Genomic DNA, 15,631 nt, shown 5'->3' on the forward strand with positions numbered 1-15,631 from the left:
GTATTGTCAGCCCCATGGATAACTGGATTGCGTTGGTCAGGACCAACATGGAAGACCGCAAGGTCACACAAGGGGAGTTGGCCGAGCGCTTGGGCATGTCCCAGGGCGGCGTTGGCCATTGGCTCAACAAACGGCGGGCGCCAAGCCTGGTGGACATGAACCGGGTCCTGGCGGCGCTGGGGCTGGGGTACCTTGAAGTCGCACTGGATATCCGCGAGCGGGCCGAGAAAGCCCCACCGGAGAAAAACTACAACCCGTATTACCGCTACCCGGTCAGCGATTGGAGAGGGGTGTGCGAGGTGCGCGAAGAACGGGCGCCTTATGGCGTGTCCCGCTTTGAACTGACGGATTATCACGCCCAGGGCGACGCCTTTTGGCTGCCGGTCACAGGCGATGCCATGACCGCCCCCAGCGGTCTGAGTGTCAGTGCGGGCATGATGATCCTGGTAGACCCGGCCATCGCGGCCGAGCCCGGCAAGCTGGTGGTCGCCCAATGGGCCGAGAGCCCACACGCGACCTTCCGCCAGTTGCTGGAAGAGAGCGGCCAGCTTTACCTGGTGCCGCTCAATCCCACCTACCCGAAACGGCTGTTCACTGACGAATGCCGCATCCTCGGCGTGGTGGTTCAAGCCACGGCGAAGTTCTAGCCAGCCGTTTCGAGCTCCACCAGCGCGCAACCTTCTGCAACCATTTCACCTTCCTGGCAGAACAGCGCCTTGACCACTCCAGCCTGGGGCGCGCGGATACTGTGTTCCATCTTCATGGCCTCCAGGACCACCAGTGGCGTGCCGGCCTCCACGTTTTGTCCCACCTCCACCAGCACCCGCACGATGCTGCCGTTCATCGGCGCGGTAAGACCGCCTTGTTGGGACTGGTTGGCCTCGACCGCTGCAATCGGGTCGAACAGCGTTACCGCCTGCATCTCGCCGTCCCAGCGCAGATACACCGTGTGGCCATGGCGCACCGCCAAATGGCTGCGACGCACGCCCTGTTGCTCGATCAGCAGCTGTTCGCCGCGTAACTGGGCGCCGTCCGCGGCCAGAGTAACCAGTCGATCCTGGCCGTTACAGCTCAAATGCAGTGAAACCTCGGCCGGCAACCCAGCACGAAACCCACGCTTATCCGCCCAAGGCCCTTCACCCGGCGGCAAACTCTGGATGTAGGCCGCGCCTGCGGCTTGCCAGAATTCATCGCCCAGTTCCCCGGGCGCCGGCAGCAACTCGTCCTGATAACGCGGAATAAACCCGGTATCCAACTCGGCCGCCGCGAACGCCGGATGCCCGATAATGCGCCGCAAAAAGCCCAGGTTGGTCTTCAGTCCGCCCACGGCAAACTCATCCAGCATGCCCAGCAACCGCAGCCGCGCCTGTTCACGGTCCTCGCCCCAGGCAATCAGCTTGCCGAGCATGGGGTCGTAGAAGGGCGACACGCTGTCGCCTTGCTCGACGCCACTGTCCACCCGGCAGCCCGGCCTCGGCGTGGATTCGCGGTACAGCGCGAGATGCCCGGTGGCCGGCAGGAAATCATTCGCGGGGTCCTCGGCATACAGTCGCACTTCGATTGCATGGCCGATCAGCGGCACCTGCTCCTGGGTGATCGGCAAGGCCTCGCCCTGGGCGACACGAATCTGCCAGGCCACCAAATCCAGTCCGGTGATCGCCTCGGTCACGGGATGCTCCACCTGCAGCCGCGTGTTCATCTCCATGAAGAAGAACTCGCCGCGCGCGTCCAGCAAAAACTCCACCGTACCGGCGCCGACATACCCAATGGCCTGTGCTGCACGCACGGCAGCGTCGCCCATGGCCTTGCGTTGTTCAACGCTCAACCCCGGCGCGGGTGCTTCCTCGACCACCTTCTGGTGGCGACGCTGGATCGAGCAGTCGCGTTCATTGAGGTACAGGCAATGCCCATGCTGGTCGGCAAACACCTGGATCTCCACATGACGCGGCTTGAGCAGGTATTTTTCCACCAGCATCTGCCCATTGCCGAAGGACGACAGCGCCTCACGCTGGGCCGACGCGAGCGCCTCGGCCAATTGGCTGACGTCCTCGACCACCTTCATGCCTTTGCCGCCGCCACCGGCTGTAGCCTTGAGCAGCACGGGGTAGCCGATGCGTTCGCAGGCGGCGCGGAAGGTGTCCAGGTCCTGGGCTTCGCCGTGGTAACCCGGCACCAGCGGCACACCGGCGGTTTCCATCATGGCCTTGGCCGCCGACTTGCTGCCCATGGCATCGATCGCCGAGGCGGGGGGGCCGAGGAAGATCAAGCCAGCGGCTTCAATGGCGCGGGCAAACCCGGCGTTCTCCGACAAAAAACCGTAACCCGGATGAATCGCCTGGGCGCCGCTGGCCTGGGCGGCGGCGATCAGTTTGTCGATTTGCAGGTAACTGTCAGTGGCCTTGCTGCCCCCCAGATCGACACGAATATCCGCCTCGCGACTGTGACGCGCGTCGCGGTCGATGGCGCTGTGCACCGCCACGGTGGTCAGGCCCATCGCCTTGGCGGTGCGCATCACCCGGCAGGCAATCTCGCCTCGGTTGGCCACCAGCACGGTCGTCAATGTTGTCATGACCGCGGCTCCTGAGGCTGCCAGCTCGGTGGACGTTTTTGCAGGAAGGCGCGCAAGCCTTCCTGGCCCTCGGCGCTCACGCGAATGCGCGCAATGGCGTTTTCGCAGTAGCGGCGCAAGGCCGGGGTGAGGGCGCCGTTGCCCACTTCGCGCAGCAAGTCCTTGCTGGCGCGCATCGCCGCCGGGCTGTTGTGCAGCAGGTTGGCGATCCACTGTTCGACCTGACGGTCCAGCTCGCCAATCGGGTAACTCTCTGCCAGCAAACCGATGTCCCGCGCGCGTTGGCCGCCAAAGCGCTCGGCGGTCAGGGCATAGCGCCGCGCCGCGCGTTCGCCGATGGCTTGCACCACGAACGGGCTGATCACGGCCGGCGCCAGGCCGATGCGTACTTCCGACAGGCAGAACTGCGCGTCATCCGCGCCAATTGCCATGTCACAGCAACTGATCAAGCCCAGCGCGCCACCGTAGGCTGCGCCTTGCACTACTGCGAGGGTCGGGATTTTCAGCTTGGCCAGGTTGTACATCAGCTCCGCCAGTTCGCGGGCATCGTCCAGGTTGGTGTGGTAGTCCAACTCGGCCGATTGCTGCATCCAGGCCAGGTCGGCACCGGCGCTGAAGTGTTTGCCGCGCCCGCGCAGCACCAGAAAACGCAGGGACGGATCGCCTTGCACCTGGTCGAGGGCGATGATCAGTTCGCGGATCATCTCGGCATTGAACGCGTTGTTCTTGGCTTCACGACTAAGCCACAGCGTGGCAAAACCACGGCTGTCGGTGATCAGTTCGAGGGTATTGAAATCGCTCATGGGGTACGGCTCCATTTACATGCGGAACACGCCGAAGCGGCTCGGCTCGATGGGGGCATTCAGCGAGGCGGACAAGGCCAGTGCCAGCACGTCACGGGTCTGCAACGGGTCAATTACGCCGTCGTCCCACAGGCGCGCGCTGGAATAGTAGGGGTGGCCCTGGGTGTCGTACTGGTCGAGGATCGGCTGCTTGATTGCCGCCTCTTCTTCGGCGCTGAATTCCACGCCCGCGCGTTCGGCTTGCTCGCGCTTGACCTGCACCAGCACACCGGCCGCCTGCTCGGCGCCCATCACGCCAATGCGTGCATTCGGCCACATCCACAGGAAACGTGGGTCGTAGGCGCGGCCACACATGCCGTAGTTACCCGCGCCAAAGCTGCCGCCGATGATCACCGTAAACTTCGGCACCTTGGCGCAGGCCACTGCGGTGACCAGCTTGGCGCCGTGCTTGGCGATGCCACCGGCTTCGTACTTCTGGCCGACCATGAAGCCGGTGATGTTCTGCAGGAACAACAGGGGAATGCCGCGCTGGCAGGCCAGCTCGATAAAGTGCGCGCCTTTTTGCGCGGCTTCGGCGAACAGAATCCCGTTGTTGGCCAGGACCGCAATCGGGTAGCCGTTCAAGTGCGCAAAACCGCACACCAGGGTGGTCCCAAACAGCGCCTTGAACTCATCGAACACTGAACCGTCGACCAGGCGTGCGATCACTTCGCGCACATCAAAGGGCTGCTTGGCGTCGGCCGGGATAACCCCGTAGAGCTCTTCGCTGCTGTACAACGGCGCCACGGGCGGGCGTTGCAGCAACTCGCCCTGTTTGCGCCAATTGAGGTTGGCCACGCTGCGGCGGGCCAGCGCCAATGCGTGTTCATCGCTGTCGGCATAGTGGTCGGCCACGCCGGAGACCTTGCAGTGCACATCGGCACCGCCGAGGTCTTCGGCGCTGACCACTTCACCGGTCGCGGCTTTCACCAGCGGCGGGCCCGCGAGGAAGATGGTGGCCTGGTTGCGCACCATGATCGCTTCGTCGGCCATCGCCGGCACATACGCGCCACCGGCAGTGCACGAGCCCATCACCACGGCGATCTGCGGAATGCCTTGGGCGCTCATGTTGGCTTGGTTGAAGAAGATCCGGCCGAAATGCTCGCGATCGGGAAACACTTCGTCCTGGCGCGGCAGATTGGCGCCGCCGGAGTCCACCAGGTAGATGCACGGCAGGCGGTTCTGCTCGGCAATGGTCTGCGCGCGCAGGTGTTTTTTGACCGTGAGCGGGTAGTAGGAACCGCCTTTCACCGTGGCGTCGTTGGCGACGATCATGCATTCGACGCCTTCCACGCAGCCGATCCCGGCGATCACCCCCGCCGCCGGTACGTCTTCGCCGTACACCTGATGGGCGGCCAGTTGGCTGAGTTCAAGAAACGGCGAGCCGGGGTCGAGCAAACGATTGATGCGCTCGCGAGGCAGCAGTTTGCCGCGCGAGGTGTGCCGCTCCTGGGCCTTGGCGCCGCCGCCTTGTTGCACGTGGGCGAGCAGGGTGTGCAGGGCGTCGACCTGTTGGCGCATCGCCGCGCTGTTGGCGGCAAACTCCGCCGAGCGTGGGTTGAGCTGGCTGTGCAAGGTGGCCATGGTGCGCTCCTTCAGCGGGTTTCGTTGAAGAGTTCGCGACCGATCAGCATCCGGCGGATCTCACTGGTGCCGGCGCCGATCTCATACAATTTGGCGTCACGCAGCAGGCGCCCGGCCGGGAATTCATTGATATAGCCATTGCCGCCCAGGATCTGGATGGCATCAAGGGCCATTTGCGTGGCGCGTTCGGCGCTGTAGAGGATCACCCCGGCCGCGTCCTTGCGCGTGGTCTCGCCACGCTCGCACGCCTGGGCCACCGCGTAGAGGTAGGCGCGGCTGGCGTTGAGTTGGGTGTACATGTCGGCGACCTTGCCCTGGATCAGCTGGAATTCGCCGATGCTCTGGCCGAACTGCTTGCGGTCGTGGATGTAGGGCACGATCAGGTCCATGCACGCCTGCATGATCCCGGTGGGGCCGCCGGACAGCACCACGCGCTCGTAGTCGAGGCCGCTCATCAGCACTTTGACGCCGCCATTGAGCACGCCGAGGATGTTTTCCTGCGGCACTTGCACGTCATCGAAAAACAGCTCGCAGGTGTTGGAGCCGCGCATGCCCAGTTTGTCGAACTTGTTGCTGCGGCTGAAGCCTTTCCAGTCGCGCTCGACAATGAACGCGGTGATGCCGTGAGGGCCCTTTTCCAGGTCGGTCTTGGCGTAGATCACATAGGTGCTGGCGTCGGGGCCGTTGGTGATCCAGGTTTTGCTGCCGTTGAGCACGTAATGATCGCCGCGTTTATCGGCGCGCAGTTTCATCGAAACCACATCGGAGCCGGCATTCGGCTCACTCATGGCCAGGGCGCCGACGTGTTCGCCGCTGATGAGTTTGGGCAGGTAGTTGAGTTTTTGTTCGTGGTTGCCGTTGCGGTTGATCTGGTTCACGCATAGGTTGGAATGCGCGCCGTAGGACAGCGCCACTGACGCCGAGCCCCGGCTGATCTCCTCCATCGCCACCACGTGGGCCAGGTAACCCAGGCCGGCGCCGCCGTACTCTTCCGGCACGGTGATGCCCAGCAGGCCCATGTCGCCGAACTTACGCCACAGGTCGGCGGGGAACAGGTTGTCGATGTCGATCTGGGCCGCGCGGGGCGCGATTTCCTTGCCCACGAAGGACTGCACCTGGTCGCGCAGCATGTCGATGGTTTCACCGAGGGCGAAGTTCAGGGACGGGTAACTCATGACAGGCACCTTAATGTGAGCATTGTTTTTGTGTGGAGGGCGCGCCAGGGGAGGGCGCTCACCTTTACGTTAACGTAAGCTTGCGTTGCGGCGCTGTCAATCGTAGTTTACGTTTACGTCAACCTACAAAAAAGACAACAGGGGTCGTTATGGATCAATCGAATCAGAGCTACAGTCGTGGCCCTCAGGACAAAGCCTTGCTGGCCATGACCATCGGCCAGGCCTTTGATAGCACGGTTGCGCAGCATCCTGACGGCGAGGCCCTGGTGGTGCGCCACCAGCAGCTTCGCTACACCTGGCGGCAGTTGGCCGAGGCGGTGGATGTACACGCCCGCGCTTTTCTTGCCTTGGGCATGCAGGCCGGCGATCGCCTGGGTATCTGGGCGCCCAATTGCGCCGAGTGGTGCATCAGCCAGATCGCCAGCGCCAAGCTCGGGGTCATCCTGGTCAATATCAACCCGGCCTACCGCAGCAGTGAACTGGACTACGTGCTCAAGCAGTCCGGCTGCCAGTGGCTGGTGTGTGCCGGGTCGTTCAAGACTTCCGATTACCACGCGATGCTGCAGGCGCTGAAGCCGGACCTGCGCGGCATGATCAGCCTCGACCCTAACCCGCCACCGGGATTCCTGCCCTGGTCGCAGCTGGCAGCGCGCGGTGCAGGCATCCCGTTCGAGCAACTGCATGCCCGCCAGGCCGCTCTGCATTTCGATCAACCGGTGAATATCCAGTACACCTCCGGCACCACTGGCTTTCCCAAAGGTGCCACCCTCAGCCACCACAACATCCTCAATAACGGCTACATGGTCGGCGAAAGCCTGGGCCTCACCGCGCAGGACCGCCTGGTGATCCCGGTGCCGTTGTATCACTGCTTCGGCATGGTCATGGGCAACCTCGGTTGCATCACCCACGGCACCACCATGATCTACCCGAATGACGGCTTCGACCCGCTGCTGACCCTCACCGCCGTCGCCGAGGAGCGCGCCACTGGCCTGTACGGCGTGCCCACCATGTTTATCGCCATGCTCGATCACCCACGCCTGCGCGACTTTGACCTGTCCACCCTGCGCACCGGCATCATGGCCGGCGCCACGTGCCCCATCGAAGTGATGCGCCGGGTCATCAGCGAGATGCACATGAGCGAGGTGCAGATTGCCTACGGCATGACTGAGACCAGCCCGGTGTCCTTGCAAACCGGAGCGGATGACGACCTGGAACGCCGCGTGACCACCGTCGGGCGCACCCAGCCGCAGTTGGAAAACAAGATCATCGACGCCGATGGCAATACGATTGCGCGTGGCGAGATCGGCGAGTTGTGCACCCGTGGTTACAGCGTGATGCTCGGCTACTGGACCAACCCCGACGCCACCCGCGAGGCCATCGACGACGCCGGCTGGATGCACACCGGTGACCTGGCGAGCATGGACGCCCACGGCTACGTGTGCATCGCCGGGCGCAACAAAGACATGATCATTCGCGGCGGCGAGAACGTGTACCCGCGTGAGCTGGAGGAGTTTTTCTTCACCCACCCGGCGGTGGCGGATGTGCAGGTCATCGGCATTCCGGATGAGCGCTACGGTGAAGCCATCGTCGCCTGGATCAAGTTCCATCCCGGCCATGTGGCCAATGAGCTTGAGCTGCAAACCTGGTGCAAGGGCCGCATTGCGCACTTCAAGACGCCCAAGCACTTCAAGTTCGTGGAGGCATTCCCCATGACGGTCACGGGCAAGATCCAGAAATTCCGCATGCGCGAAATCTCCATCGAAGAGCTGCGCACGCAGTCTCAGTAACACCACAGAACCCATGTGGGAGGGGGCTTGCTCCCTCACATGTTGGCTGCAGTGAATCAACACATGAACGAAACGCAGAAAGCACAAAGGGGACCCGAGGGTCCCCTTTAATTTGTCGTTGCGTGCTCTTTTTTTATTATTGAGGGGCGGTCTATTGTTGTTTTTGGCAACCGTTACCCTTTACCGCTGTTTTTGGCGACCCCCATTCGGGGTCAAGAGCAAACGTATTTTTTTGAGCGCTGATCTGCTTCTTCGTTATCGATCCAACCAGTGGGTAGCTACCTGAGGTAGTTTTATTTTTCTCTAACCGGTTGCGGGTTTCGGCACGCCGTACCCTGCGAAGCACATCTTCTCCAAAAAAATCTGTTAGCTGCGTCTCTGCCGTGTTGTTTTTGTTATGTCAGAGTCGTTTCGTCTTATTTTTATTAGGCTTGGTGCTTTTTATTCTTGTTATGCCATAGAGATAGCAGAAGCCGTGCCAACTTTTAAAAAGTCTTTAAAATCAAGGGTTTGATTTTTTGGTGGGAAATGTCCTGCGGCAAATACGACAAAATATGTTCCCGTGTTACTCGATGTGTAGGCGTGCGGTAACACATTGTCACGGCTACGCTACTCAACCGGTGTTACGCGCCTTGGCCACGCGCGACCCGGTGGGTCGGCCCAACACGTTGCTGATTTGCTGGCCCGCGCCAATCAATGCCTGCAGGTCGATACCGGTCTCGATGCCCAGGCCGTTGAGCAGGTACAGCACATCTTCGGTGGCGACGTTACCGCTGGCGCCCTTGGCGTAGGGGCAGCCGCCGAGGCCCGCGATAGAGCTGTCGAACACCGCGATGCCCTCCAGCAGGCTGGCGTAGATATTCGCGATAGCCTGGCCATACGTATCGTGGAAGTGCCCCGCCAGCTTGTCTCGTGGCACCTGCGCGCCGACCACCTCGAACAGCCGCCGCGTGGCGCCCGCCGTGCCGGTGCCGATGGTGTCGCCCAGGGACACCTCATAGCAGCCCATGGAATACAACTCCCGCGCGACCGCCGCCACTTGCGCCGGCGCAATCTCGCCTTCATACGGGCAGCCCAGCACGCACGACACATAACCACGCACGCTGATTCCGTGCTGCCTGGCCGCCGCCATGATCGGCGCAAAGCGTTCCAGGCTTTCGCTGATGGAACAATTGATATTGCGCTGGGAAAACGCCTCGGACGCAGCCGCAAACACCGCCACTTCCTTCACGCCGGCTGCCAATGCGTCCTCGAAACCGCGCAGGTTCGGCGCCAGGGCACCGTAGGTCACGCCGGGCCTGCGCTGGATCTGCGCGAATACCTCGGCCGAGCCGGCCATCTGCGGCACCCACTTGGGCGACACGAAACTGCCGACTTCGATATAGCTCAAGCCGGCAGCGCTGAGTGCGTCCACCAACCGGACTTTGTCCGCCACGCTGATAGGTTGGGCTTCGTTCTGCAGGCCGTCGCGCGGGCCGACTTCCACCAGGCGTACGTGTGAGGGGAGGGACATGGCAGTTACCTTCTGATCAATGGCCGGCCTGGCGCAGGGTGGTGGCCAGGGCTTGGGTGCAGCGCTCTTCGGCGGTGTCCAGTTCCAGCTTCATCTGTTCGATATCCAGCAGTTGCTGTTCCAACTGCTCACGGCGCTCGGCGATTTTTGCCAGCATGCTGTTGAGTTGCACGTGGTTGCCACTGGTGGGGTCGTAGAGTTCGATCAGCTCGCGGCATTCCGCCAGGGAAAAGCCGATGCGTTTGCCGCGCAGGATCAGCTTGAGGCTGACCTTGTCGCGGGCCGAGTAGATACGCTCCTGGCCCCGGCGTTCCGGGGCCAGCAGCCCTTGTTCCTCATAGAAGCGAATGGCGCGCGTGGTGATGTCGAGCTCGCGGGCGAGGTCGGAGATGCTGTAGGTCGTGCTCATGGTAGTGCCCGAGAAGATGTCTTGGGCGCTAAGCTAATGGCTGCTTGACGTTAACGTCAAGGGTCGCGCTCTTGTAGTGAGTGGGCTTGCCCCGCGCTGGGCGGCGAAGCCGCCCCAAACCAGGCGACCTGGGTTTATCTGGGACTCGGTGGTGTCTTTTCTAGGGCGGCTTCGCCACCCAGCGCGGGGCAAGCCCGCTCACTACAAGTTAGGGTTGTTTGCCATCCAGTTTCTTTTCGTGGGCCGTGACCTGCTGGCACAACTCGATCATCTGCTCGCGCATCCAGCGGTTGGCCGGGTCCTGGTCAGTGCTTTCGTGCCAGTACAGGTGGGTTTCCACCGGTGGCACATCGTTGACCGGCAGGTTGAACCAGTGCAGTTCGTGGCGGCGGGCGAAGCGTTCGGGCACGGTCATGACCATGTCGGTCTGCTGCAACACTTGTGAAGCCATCAGGTAATGCTGGGAGCGCAGGGCGATCTTGCGCTGGATGCCCATCTTGCCCAAGGCCAGGTCGACGTGGCCCAAGCCGTTGCGGCGGCTGGAAATATGGATATGGGTCAGCGACAGGTAGTCATCCAGGGTCAGTTTGTCCTTGCCGGCCATGGGATGGCCCTTGCGCATGGCGCACACGTAGCGGTCTTCCATCAGCTTGACGTGACGTACCTGCGGATCGGTGTTCAACGGCGCATCCACGGCGAAGTCCAGGCGCCCGGCGGCGAGCTCCTTGGTGGTCTCGCGGCGTTTGGACAGGAAACTCTCGATCACCACGGTGGGCGCCAGGCGGCGCAGGCGCTGGAACAGCAGCGGCAGGATCACCGCCTCGGTGAGGTCGGTCATGCTGATGCGGTAGGTCTTGGCCGCCTGCTGTGGGTTGAAAATGCGGCTTTCCTGCACCGACACCCGCAGCAACGACAACGCATTGCGCACCGGGCCGATGATGTTCTGCGCCATCGGCGTGGGCACCATGCCTTGGGCGGTACGCACGAACAGCGGATCGTTGAAGGTCTCACGCAGACGGGCTAGCGCGTTGGACACCGCCGGCTGGGTGATGCCGACAATCTGCCCGGCGCGGGTCAGGTTGGCTTCGGTGTAGATCGCGTCAAAGACGATAAACAGGTTGAGGTCGACCTTGCTCAGATTCATTGCGTAGCGCTCTTATTGTTAGGTGGCCATACGTCGATCATATATCGGTGATGAATGTTAATACACGCCGAGAATAGGCTAGGTAAATTATCAACGCTGTTCTAGCATCGATTGCATGACCTAAACAACCTCTCAGAGAAGGGAGCTGCTCATGGATTTCGCCTATTCGCCCAAGGTTCAGGAACTGCGTGAACGCGTCACTGCGTTCATGGATGCTTACGTTTACCCGGCCGAGCCGGTGTTCGAGCGCCAAGTCAGCGAAGGCGATCGCTGGCAGCCCACCGCAATCATGGAAGAGCTGAAAGCCAAGGCCAAAGCCGAAGGCCTGTGGAACCTGTTCCTGCCGGAATCCGAATTGGGCGCCGGGCTGACCAACCTTGAATATGCGCCACTCGCCGAAATCATGGGCCGCTCCCTGCTGGGCCCGGAGCCGTTCAACTGCTCCGCCCCCGACACCGGCAACATGGAAGTGCTGGTGCGCTACGCCAACGAAGAGCAGAAACAACGCTGGCTGGAACCGCTGCTGCGCGGCGAGATCCGCTCGGCGTTCGCCATGACCGAGCCGGACGTGGCGTCCTCGGACGCAACCAACATGGCCGCCCGCGCCGAACGCCAGGGCGACGAGTGGGTGATCAACGGCAAAAAATGGTGGACCTCCGGCGCCTGCGACCCGCGCTGCAAGATCCTGATCTTCATGGGCCTGAGCAACCCCGATGCACCGCGCCACCAGCAGCATTCGATGATCCTGGTGCCAGTGGACACTCCTGGCGTGAAAATCGTGCGCCCCCTGCCGGTGTTCGGTTACGACGATGCCCCCCACGGCCACGCCGAAGTGCTGTTCTACAACGTACGCGTACCTTATGAGAACGTTCTGCTCGGCGAAGGCCGCGGCTTTGAAATCGCCCAAGGCCGCCTGGGCCCTGGCCGTATCCACCACTGCATGCGCTCCATCGGCATGGCCGAGCGCGCACTGGAATTGATGTGCAAGCGTTCTGTCAGCCGTACCGCGTTTGGCAAACCGCTGGCCCGCCTGGGCGGCAATATCGACAAGATCGCCGACTCACGGATGGAGATCGACATGGCGCGCCTGCTGACTCTGAAGGCGGCGTACATGATGGACACCGTGGGTAACAAAGTGGCGAAAAGTGAAATCGCTCAGATCAAGGTGGTGGCGCCGAACGTAGCGTTGAAGGTGATCGACCGCGCGATCCAGATCCATGGCGGTGCCGGGGTTTCCAACGACTTCCCGCTGGCCTACATGTATGCCATGCAACGCACCCTGCGCCTGGCCGATGGTCCGGACGAAGTGCATCGGGCGGCGATCGGCAAGTTCGAAATTGGCAAGTACGTGCCTAAAGAGCTGATGCGCGGCGGGCAGTAACAGCGCGTCGCCTGCATCGGGGGCAAGTCCCCTCCCACACTTGGATGTGTTCACAGATCAAAATGTGGGAGGGGGCTTGCCCCCGATGAGGCCGGATCAGGCAATGAAGATCCATCAGTCCTCAGTAAACCCACACCTCCACCCGCCGGTTCTTGATCCGGCCCTCATCCGCCGTATTCGCCGCCACTGGCATCTGCGCGCCAAACCCGCGAATCTCCCTCAGTACCACACCGCTCTTGACCAGCTCTCGGCGCACCGCCATCGCCCTGAGCTTGGACAGCAACGCGGCGCGCTGCGGGTCATTCTTCGCGTCACCAAACCCCACCAGCGTCACCTGCTTATCCAGCTTGTCGTGGCTTTTTATATAAGCCACCACCCGCTGCAGATCCTGGCGTGCTTTGTTGTCGAGGCTGGCGCTGCCTTCTTCGAAACGAAAATTCACCGTCAGGCGCTGTGCCTCGCGGGCGATGGTTTGATAGTCCTCGGGCATCGAGGCGCGCGGTTCGACGTCCATCGCCTGCACCTGTTGGGCGATAAACCCGCTCGCCGCGACAATCGCCTGGCCCTTGCTGCTCTGGGTAAAGTCCACCAGCGCCTTGGCCCACGGGTTGTGCCCCGACGGCGGCAGGTAAAAGAACAGCCGACGGGACAACGGGTAATCCTCGGTGGCGATCAGGCTATTGAGCGGCAACATCGGTTGTGAGTCGCCGTCCACAATTGCCACTGCCTTGGCCTGGCGCACGTAGGGCAAGCCGATAAAGCCGATGCCCTGCGGATCCTGACTGACCGCATCGGACAACTGCTCACTGGACTCGAAACGCTTGGCGGAGGGCACGAGCGGTTTGCCGCGCAGGCGCAGTACCAGGTCTTTGAACGTGTCGTAGGTGCCGGACTGATCATCGCGCGCGTACACATGAATCGGCCCGCCGACGCCGCCCACGGCCTCCCAGGTGCTGATCTCACCATTGAAGAGCTGCGCCAGTTGCTCGGTATTCAGGGTGTTCAACGGGTTTTGCGGGTTGAGGATGATGGCCAAGCCGTCGATGGCGATCACCTGTTCGGCTTCAGGGCTTTTCAGGTCGCCGAGGGGTTCCAGATCGACCAGTTCACTGTCCTTGATCGGACGGGAGGAGGCCGCCAGGTCGGCAGTGGACTTTTTAAGCGCAGTGAAACCGGTGCTGGAACCGTGTGCGGCGACCTCAATGGTCACGGTCTTGCCCTGACGCGTCTTGCCGATCACGCGCTGTTCATTGGCACCTTCGGCCGGTTCAGTGTGCACTGCCTGCAGGCCCTGATGCTCCATCAAGCCCTTGACCAGCGCCGGGCCCAACGCAGCGCCAATGGTATTGGAACCCTGGATGCGCAGTGCAGGGCCTTGGTCGGGGACGGGAAGGGGAGCGCAAACAGCGAAGACGGGAAACAGGGTCAGCAGGAACAGAACGCGCAGCCTCATGCCGGCACCTTCTCAAGCCAAAGGGAGTGCCGCGAGAATAAGTCAGGTAGGTTGCATAAATATGACTGGCGCGCTGCAAGGCTAAACGTGGGAAGGGGCAATCCCCTCCCACATTTTGACCGGGTACGGTCCTGAAATCAGCTCAGTTCCAGCCAGATCGGCGCATGGTCCGACGGCTTTTCCAGCCCGCGCAGGTCGTAGTCCACCCCGGCGTCCTTGACCCGCGGCAGCAGGCCATTGGACGCCATGATCACGTCAATCCGCAGGCCGCGCTTGGGCTCATCTTCGAACCCACGGCTACGGTAGTCGAACCAGCTGAAGCGGTCCGCCACGTCCGGATTCAAGTGGCGGAAGCTGTCCACCAGGCCCCAGTTTTTCAGGCGCGCGATCCATTCGCGTTCTTCCGGCAGGAAGCTGCACTTGCCGGTTTTCAGCCAACGCTTGGCGTTGTCGGCGCCGATGCCGATGTCGCAGTCTTCCGGGGAAATGTTCACGTCGCCCATCACCACCAGCGCCTGGTCATTGCTGAACTGGCTTTCCAGCAACTGTTGCAGGTCTTCGTAAAAGCGCTGCTTAGCCGGGAATTTGGTGGGGTGGTCGCGGCTTTCGCCTTGTGGGAAATAGCCGTTCATGATGGTCACTGGCTGGCCATGTTCGTCGGCGAAAGTGCCCCAGATAAACCGGCGCTGGGCGTCTTCTTCGTCACTGGCAAAGCCTTTGTGCAGGCTTAGCGCCGGCTGGCGCGAGAGCAGGGCCACACCGTAGTGGCCTTTCTGCCCGTGGTAGTACACGTGATAGCCCAGGGCTTGTACTTCGGCGAGGGGGAATTGGTCATCGTGGACCTTGGTTTCCTGCAGGCCGATCACGTCGGGCTGGTGCTTTTCAATCAGCGCCGCCAGCTGATGAGGGCGGGCGCGCAGCCCGTTGATATTGAAGGAGACGATTTTCATGGTCGGCAGTCCAGTCTGGCAAAAGGGCGATGCTAGCGGACAAGTCGGACGGGGGCCAGCGTGGCGGTAGGGCAGATGCGCTGCTAATGTCTGGGAACGACTCGTGCTGCGTGGGTTCGTACCCATAAGAACGCCGCCTCCTGAGCGGCGCCCAGGGAGATTGATTGTATGCCGGACACTTCGACTGCCATTGCTGAAATTCGCCTGCTCAACAGCGGCTATTCCCGCGAGGCCCGTTCCCTGCTGTATCAGGCCTATCGTCATGAGCCGACCTTTGCCTATATCTTCGAAGCCGAGCGTCCGGGCTACGAGCAGCGCGTACGGGCCACCGTGCGCGAGTTGGTCAAACAGCATTTCTTTCAGAAACTGCCGGCGATTGGCCTGTTCGTCAACGACCGGCTGATCGGCATCGCCCTGATCGCGCCACCGCAACGGCGCCTGGGCATCACCGAGAGCTGGGCCTGGCAATTGCGCATGTGGTTGAGCACGGGTGTGCGCGGTACCCGGCGTTATCTCGACTACCACCACGCCGTGCTGGCGTGCCTGCCCAATGAGTCGGTGCACGTGTTGCCGCTGCTGGGGATCCACCCGCAATTCCAGGGCAAACATTATGGCGAGCAGTTGCTGGAGGCCGTGCACAACTGGTGCGCCGAAGACCCGCATTCGTCCGGTGTGGTGCTCGACACGGGCAATTCACGCTACCTGGATTTCTATAAGCGTCAGGGCTATGAGGAAATTGGTGAGGTCGCTGTAGGACCGATCCTGGAGCACGTTTTTTTCCATCCCAACCCCCAGGCCTTACAGGCCGTAACGGTTTAGCACAG

Annotated in this window: 13 protein-coding genes; 4 read left to right on the forward strand and 9 right to left on the reverse strand. The window is 62.0% G+C overall.

Annotated elements, in window-relative coordinates; translation table 11 throughout:
* Positions 1 to 14: 14 nt before the first annotated feature.
* Positions 15 to 647: a LexA family protein gene (locus AO064_RS28460; protein ID WP_064055340.1), complete on the forward strand. Its 633-nt coding sequence runs from the start codon at positions 15 to 17 to the stop codon at positions 645 to 647.
* Here the strand turns inward: AO064_RS28460 and AO064_RS28465 are convergent.
* The 4 genes from AO064_RS28465 to AO064_RS28480 are packed head-to-tail and all read right to left on the reverse strand — an operon-like array spanning position 644 to position 6,170.
* Positions 644 to 2,569 (reverse strand): acetyl/propionyl/methylcrotonyl-CoA carboxylase subunit alpha, encoded by a 1,926-nt coding sequence (locus AO064_RS28465; RefSeq protein WP_064055341.1) that lies wholly within the window; start codon positions 2,567 to 2,569, stop codon positions 644 to 646. The genes AO064_RS28460 and AO064_RS28465 overlap by 4 nt on opposite strands.
* Positions 2,566 to 3,372, reverse strand: a complete 807-nt coding sequence (locus AO064_RS28470) for a gamma-carboxygeranoyl-CoA hydratase (RefSeq protein ID WP_046035554.1) — start codon at positions 3,370 to 3,372, stop codon at positions 2,566 to 2,568. The genes AO064_RS28465 and AO064_RS28470 overlap by 4 nt, the downstream gene beginning before the upstream one ends.
* Before the next feature lie 15 nt (positions 3,373 to 3,387).
* Positions 3,388 to 4,995 (reverse strand): carboxyl transferase domain-containing protein, encoded by a 1,608-nt coding sequence (locus tag AO064_RS28475; protein WP_064055342.1) that lies wholly within the window; start codon positions 4,993 to 4,995, stop codon positions 3,388 to 3,390.
* 11 nt (positions 4,996 to 5,006) lie between these two features.
* Positions 5,007 to 6,170: an isovaleryl-CoA dehydrogenase gene (locus AO064_RS28480; protein ID WP_043205557.1), complete on the reverse strand. Its 1,164-nt coding sequence runs from the start codon at positions 6,168 to 6,170 to the stop codon at positions 5,007 to 5,009.
* 149 nt (positions 6,171 to 6,319) lie between these two features.
* Here AO064_RS28480 and AO064_RS28485 point away from each other — a divergent pair, with 149 nt between their 5' ends.
* Positions 6,320 to 7,957 carry an AMP-binding protein gene (locus AO064_RS28485; RefSeq protein ID WP_064055343.1) on the forward strand — a complete coding sequence of 546 codons (1,638 nt, stop codon included), beginning with the start codon at positions 6,320 to 6,322 and terminating at the stop codon, positions 7,955 to 7,957.
* Between the two features lie 613 nt (positions 7,958 to 8,570).
* On the opposite strand, the gene AO064_RS28490 is transcribed toward AO064_RS28485, so the two are convergent.
* From AO064_RS28490 to AO064_RS28500, 3 genes are all read right to left on the reverse strand, one after another.
* Positions 8,571 to 9,470, reverse strand: coding sequence for a hydroxymethylglutaryl-CoA lyase (locus AO064_RS28490; RefSeq protein ID WP_064055344.1), 900 nt, complete (start codon positions 9,468 to 9,470; stop codon positions 8,571 to 8,573).
* Positions 9,471 to 9,486: 16 nt separating this feature from the next.
* A complete protein-coding gene (locus AO064_RS28495) occupies positions 9,487 to 9,879 on the reverse strand; it encodes a MerR family transcriptional regulator (protein ID WP_064055345.1) in 393 nt (130 codons plus the stop codon).
* A gap of 208 nt (positions 9,880 to 10,087) precedes the next feature.
* Positions 10,088 to 11,023, reverse strand: a complete 936-nt coding sequence (locus AO064_RS28500) for a LysR family transcriptional regulator (protein WP_012725006.1) — start codon at positions 11,021 to 11,023, stop codon at positions 10,088 to 10,090.
* A 151-nt stretch (positions 11,024 to 11,174) separates the two neighbouring features.
* On the opposite strand from AO064_RS28500, the gene AO064_RS28505 reads away from it, so the two are divergent.
* Positions 11,175 to 12,404, forward strand: coding sequence for an acyl-CoA dehydrogenase (locus tag AO064_RS28505; RefSeq protein WP_064055346.1), 1,230 nt, complete (start codon positions 11,175 to 11,177; stop codon positions 12,402 to 12,404).
* 121 nt (positions 12,405 to 12,525) lie between these two features.
* Here AO064_RS28505 and AO064_RS28510 read toward each other — a convergent pair whose 3' ends face one another.
* Together AO064_RS28510 and xthA are read right to left on the reverse strand one after the other, a co-directional pair.
* Positions 12,526 to 13,857, reverse strand: coding sequence for a substrate-binding domain-containing protein (locus tag AO064_RS28510; protein ID WP_064055347.1), 1,332 nt, complete (start codon positions 13,855 to 13,857; stop codon positions 12,526 to 12,528).
* Positions 13,858 to 13,994: 137 nt separating this feature from the next.
* A complete protein-coding gene (gene xthA, locus AO064_RS28515) occupies positions 13,995 to 14,807 on the reverse strand; it encodes an exodeoxyribonuclease III (protein WP_064055348.1) in 813 nt (270 codons plus the stop codon).
* A gap of 168 nt (positions 14,808 to 14,975) precedes the next feature.
* Here xthA and AO064_RS28520 point away from each other — a divergent pair, with 168 nt between their 5' ends.
* Positions 14,976 to 15,626, forward strand: coding sequence for a GNAT family N-acetyltransferase (locus AO064_RS28520; protein WP_046035548.1), 651 nt, complete (start codon positions 14,976 to 14,978; stop codon positions 15,624 to 15,626).
* Positions 15,627 to 15,631: the final 5 nt, after the last annotated feature.

Source organism: Pseudomonas marginalis, assembly GCF_001645105.1.
GTDB lineage: Bacteria > Pseudomonadota > Gammaproteobacteria > Pseudomonadales > Pseudomonadaceae > Aquipseudomonas > Aquipseudomonas petroselini.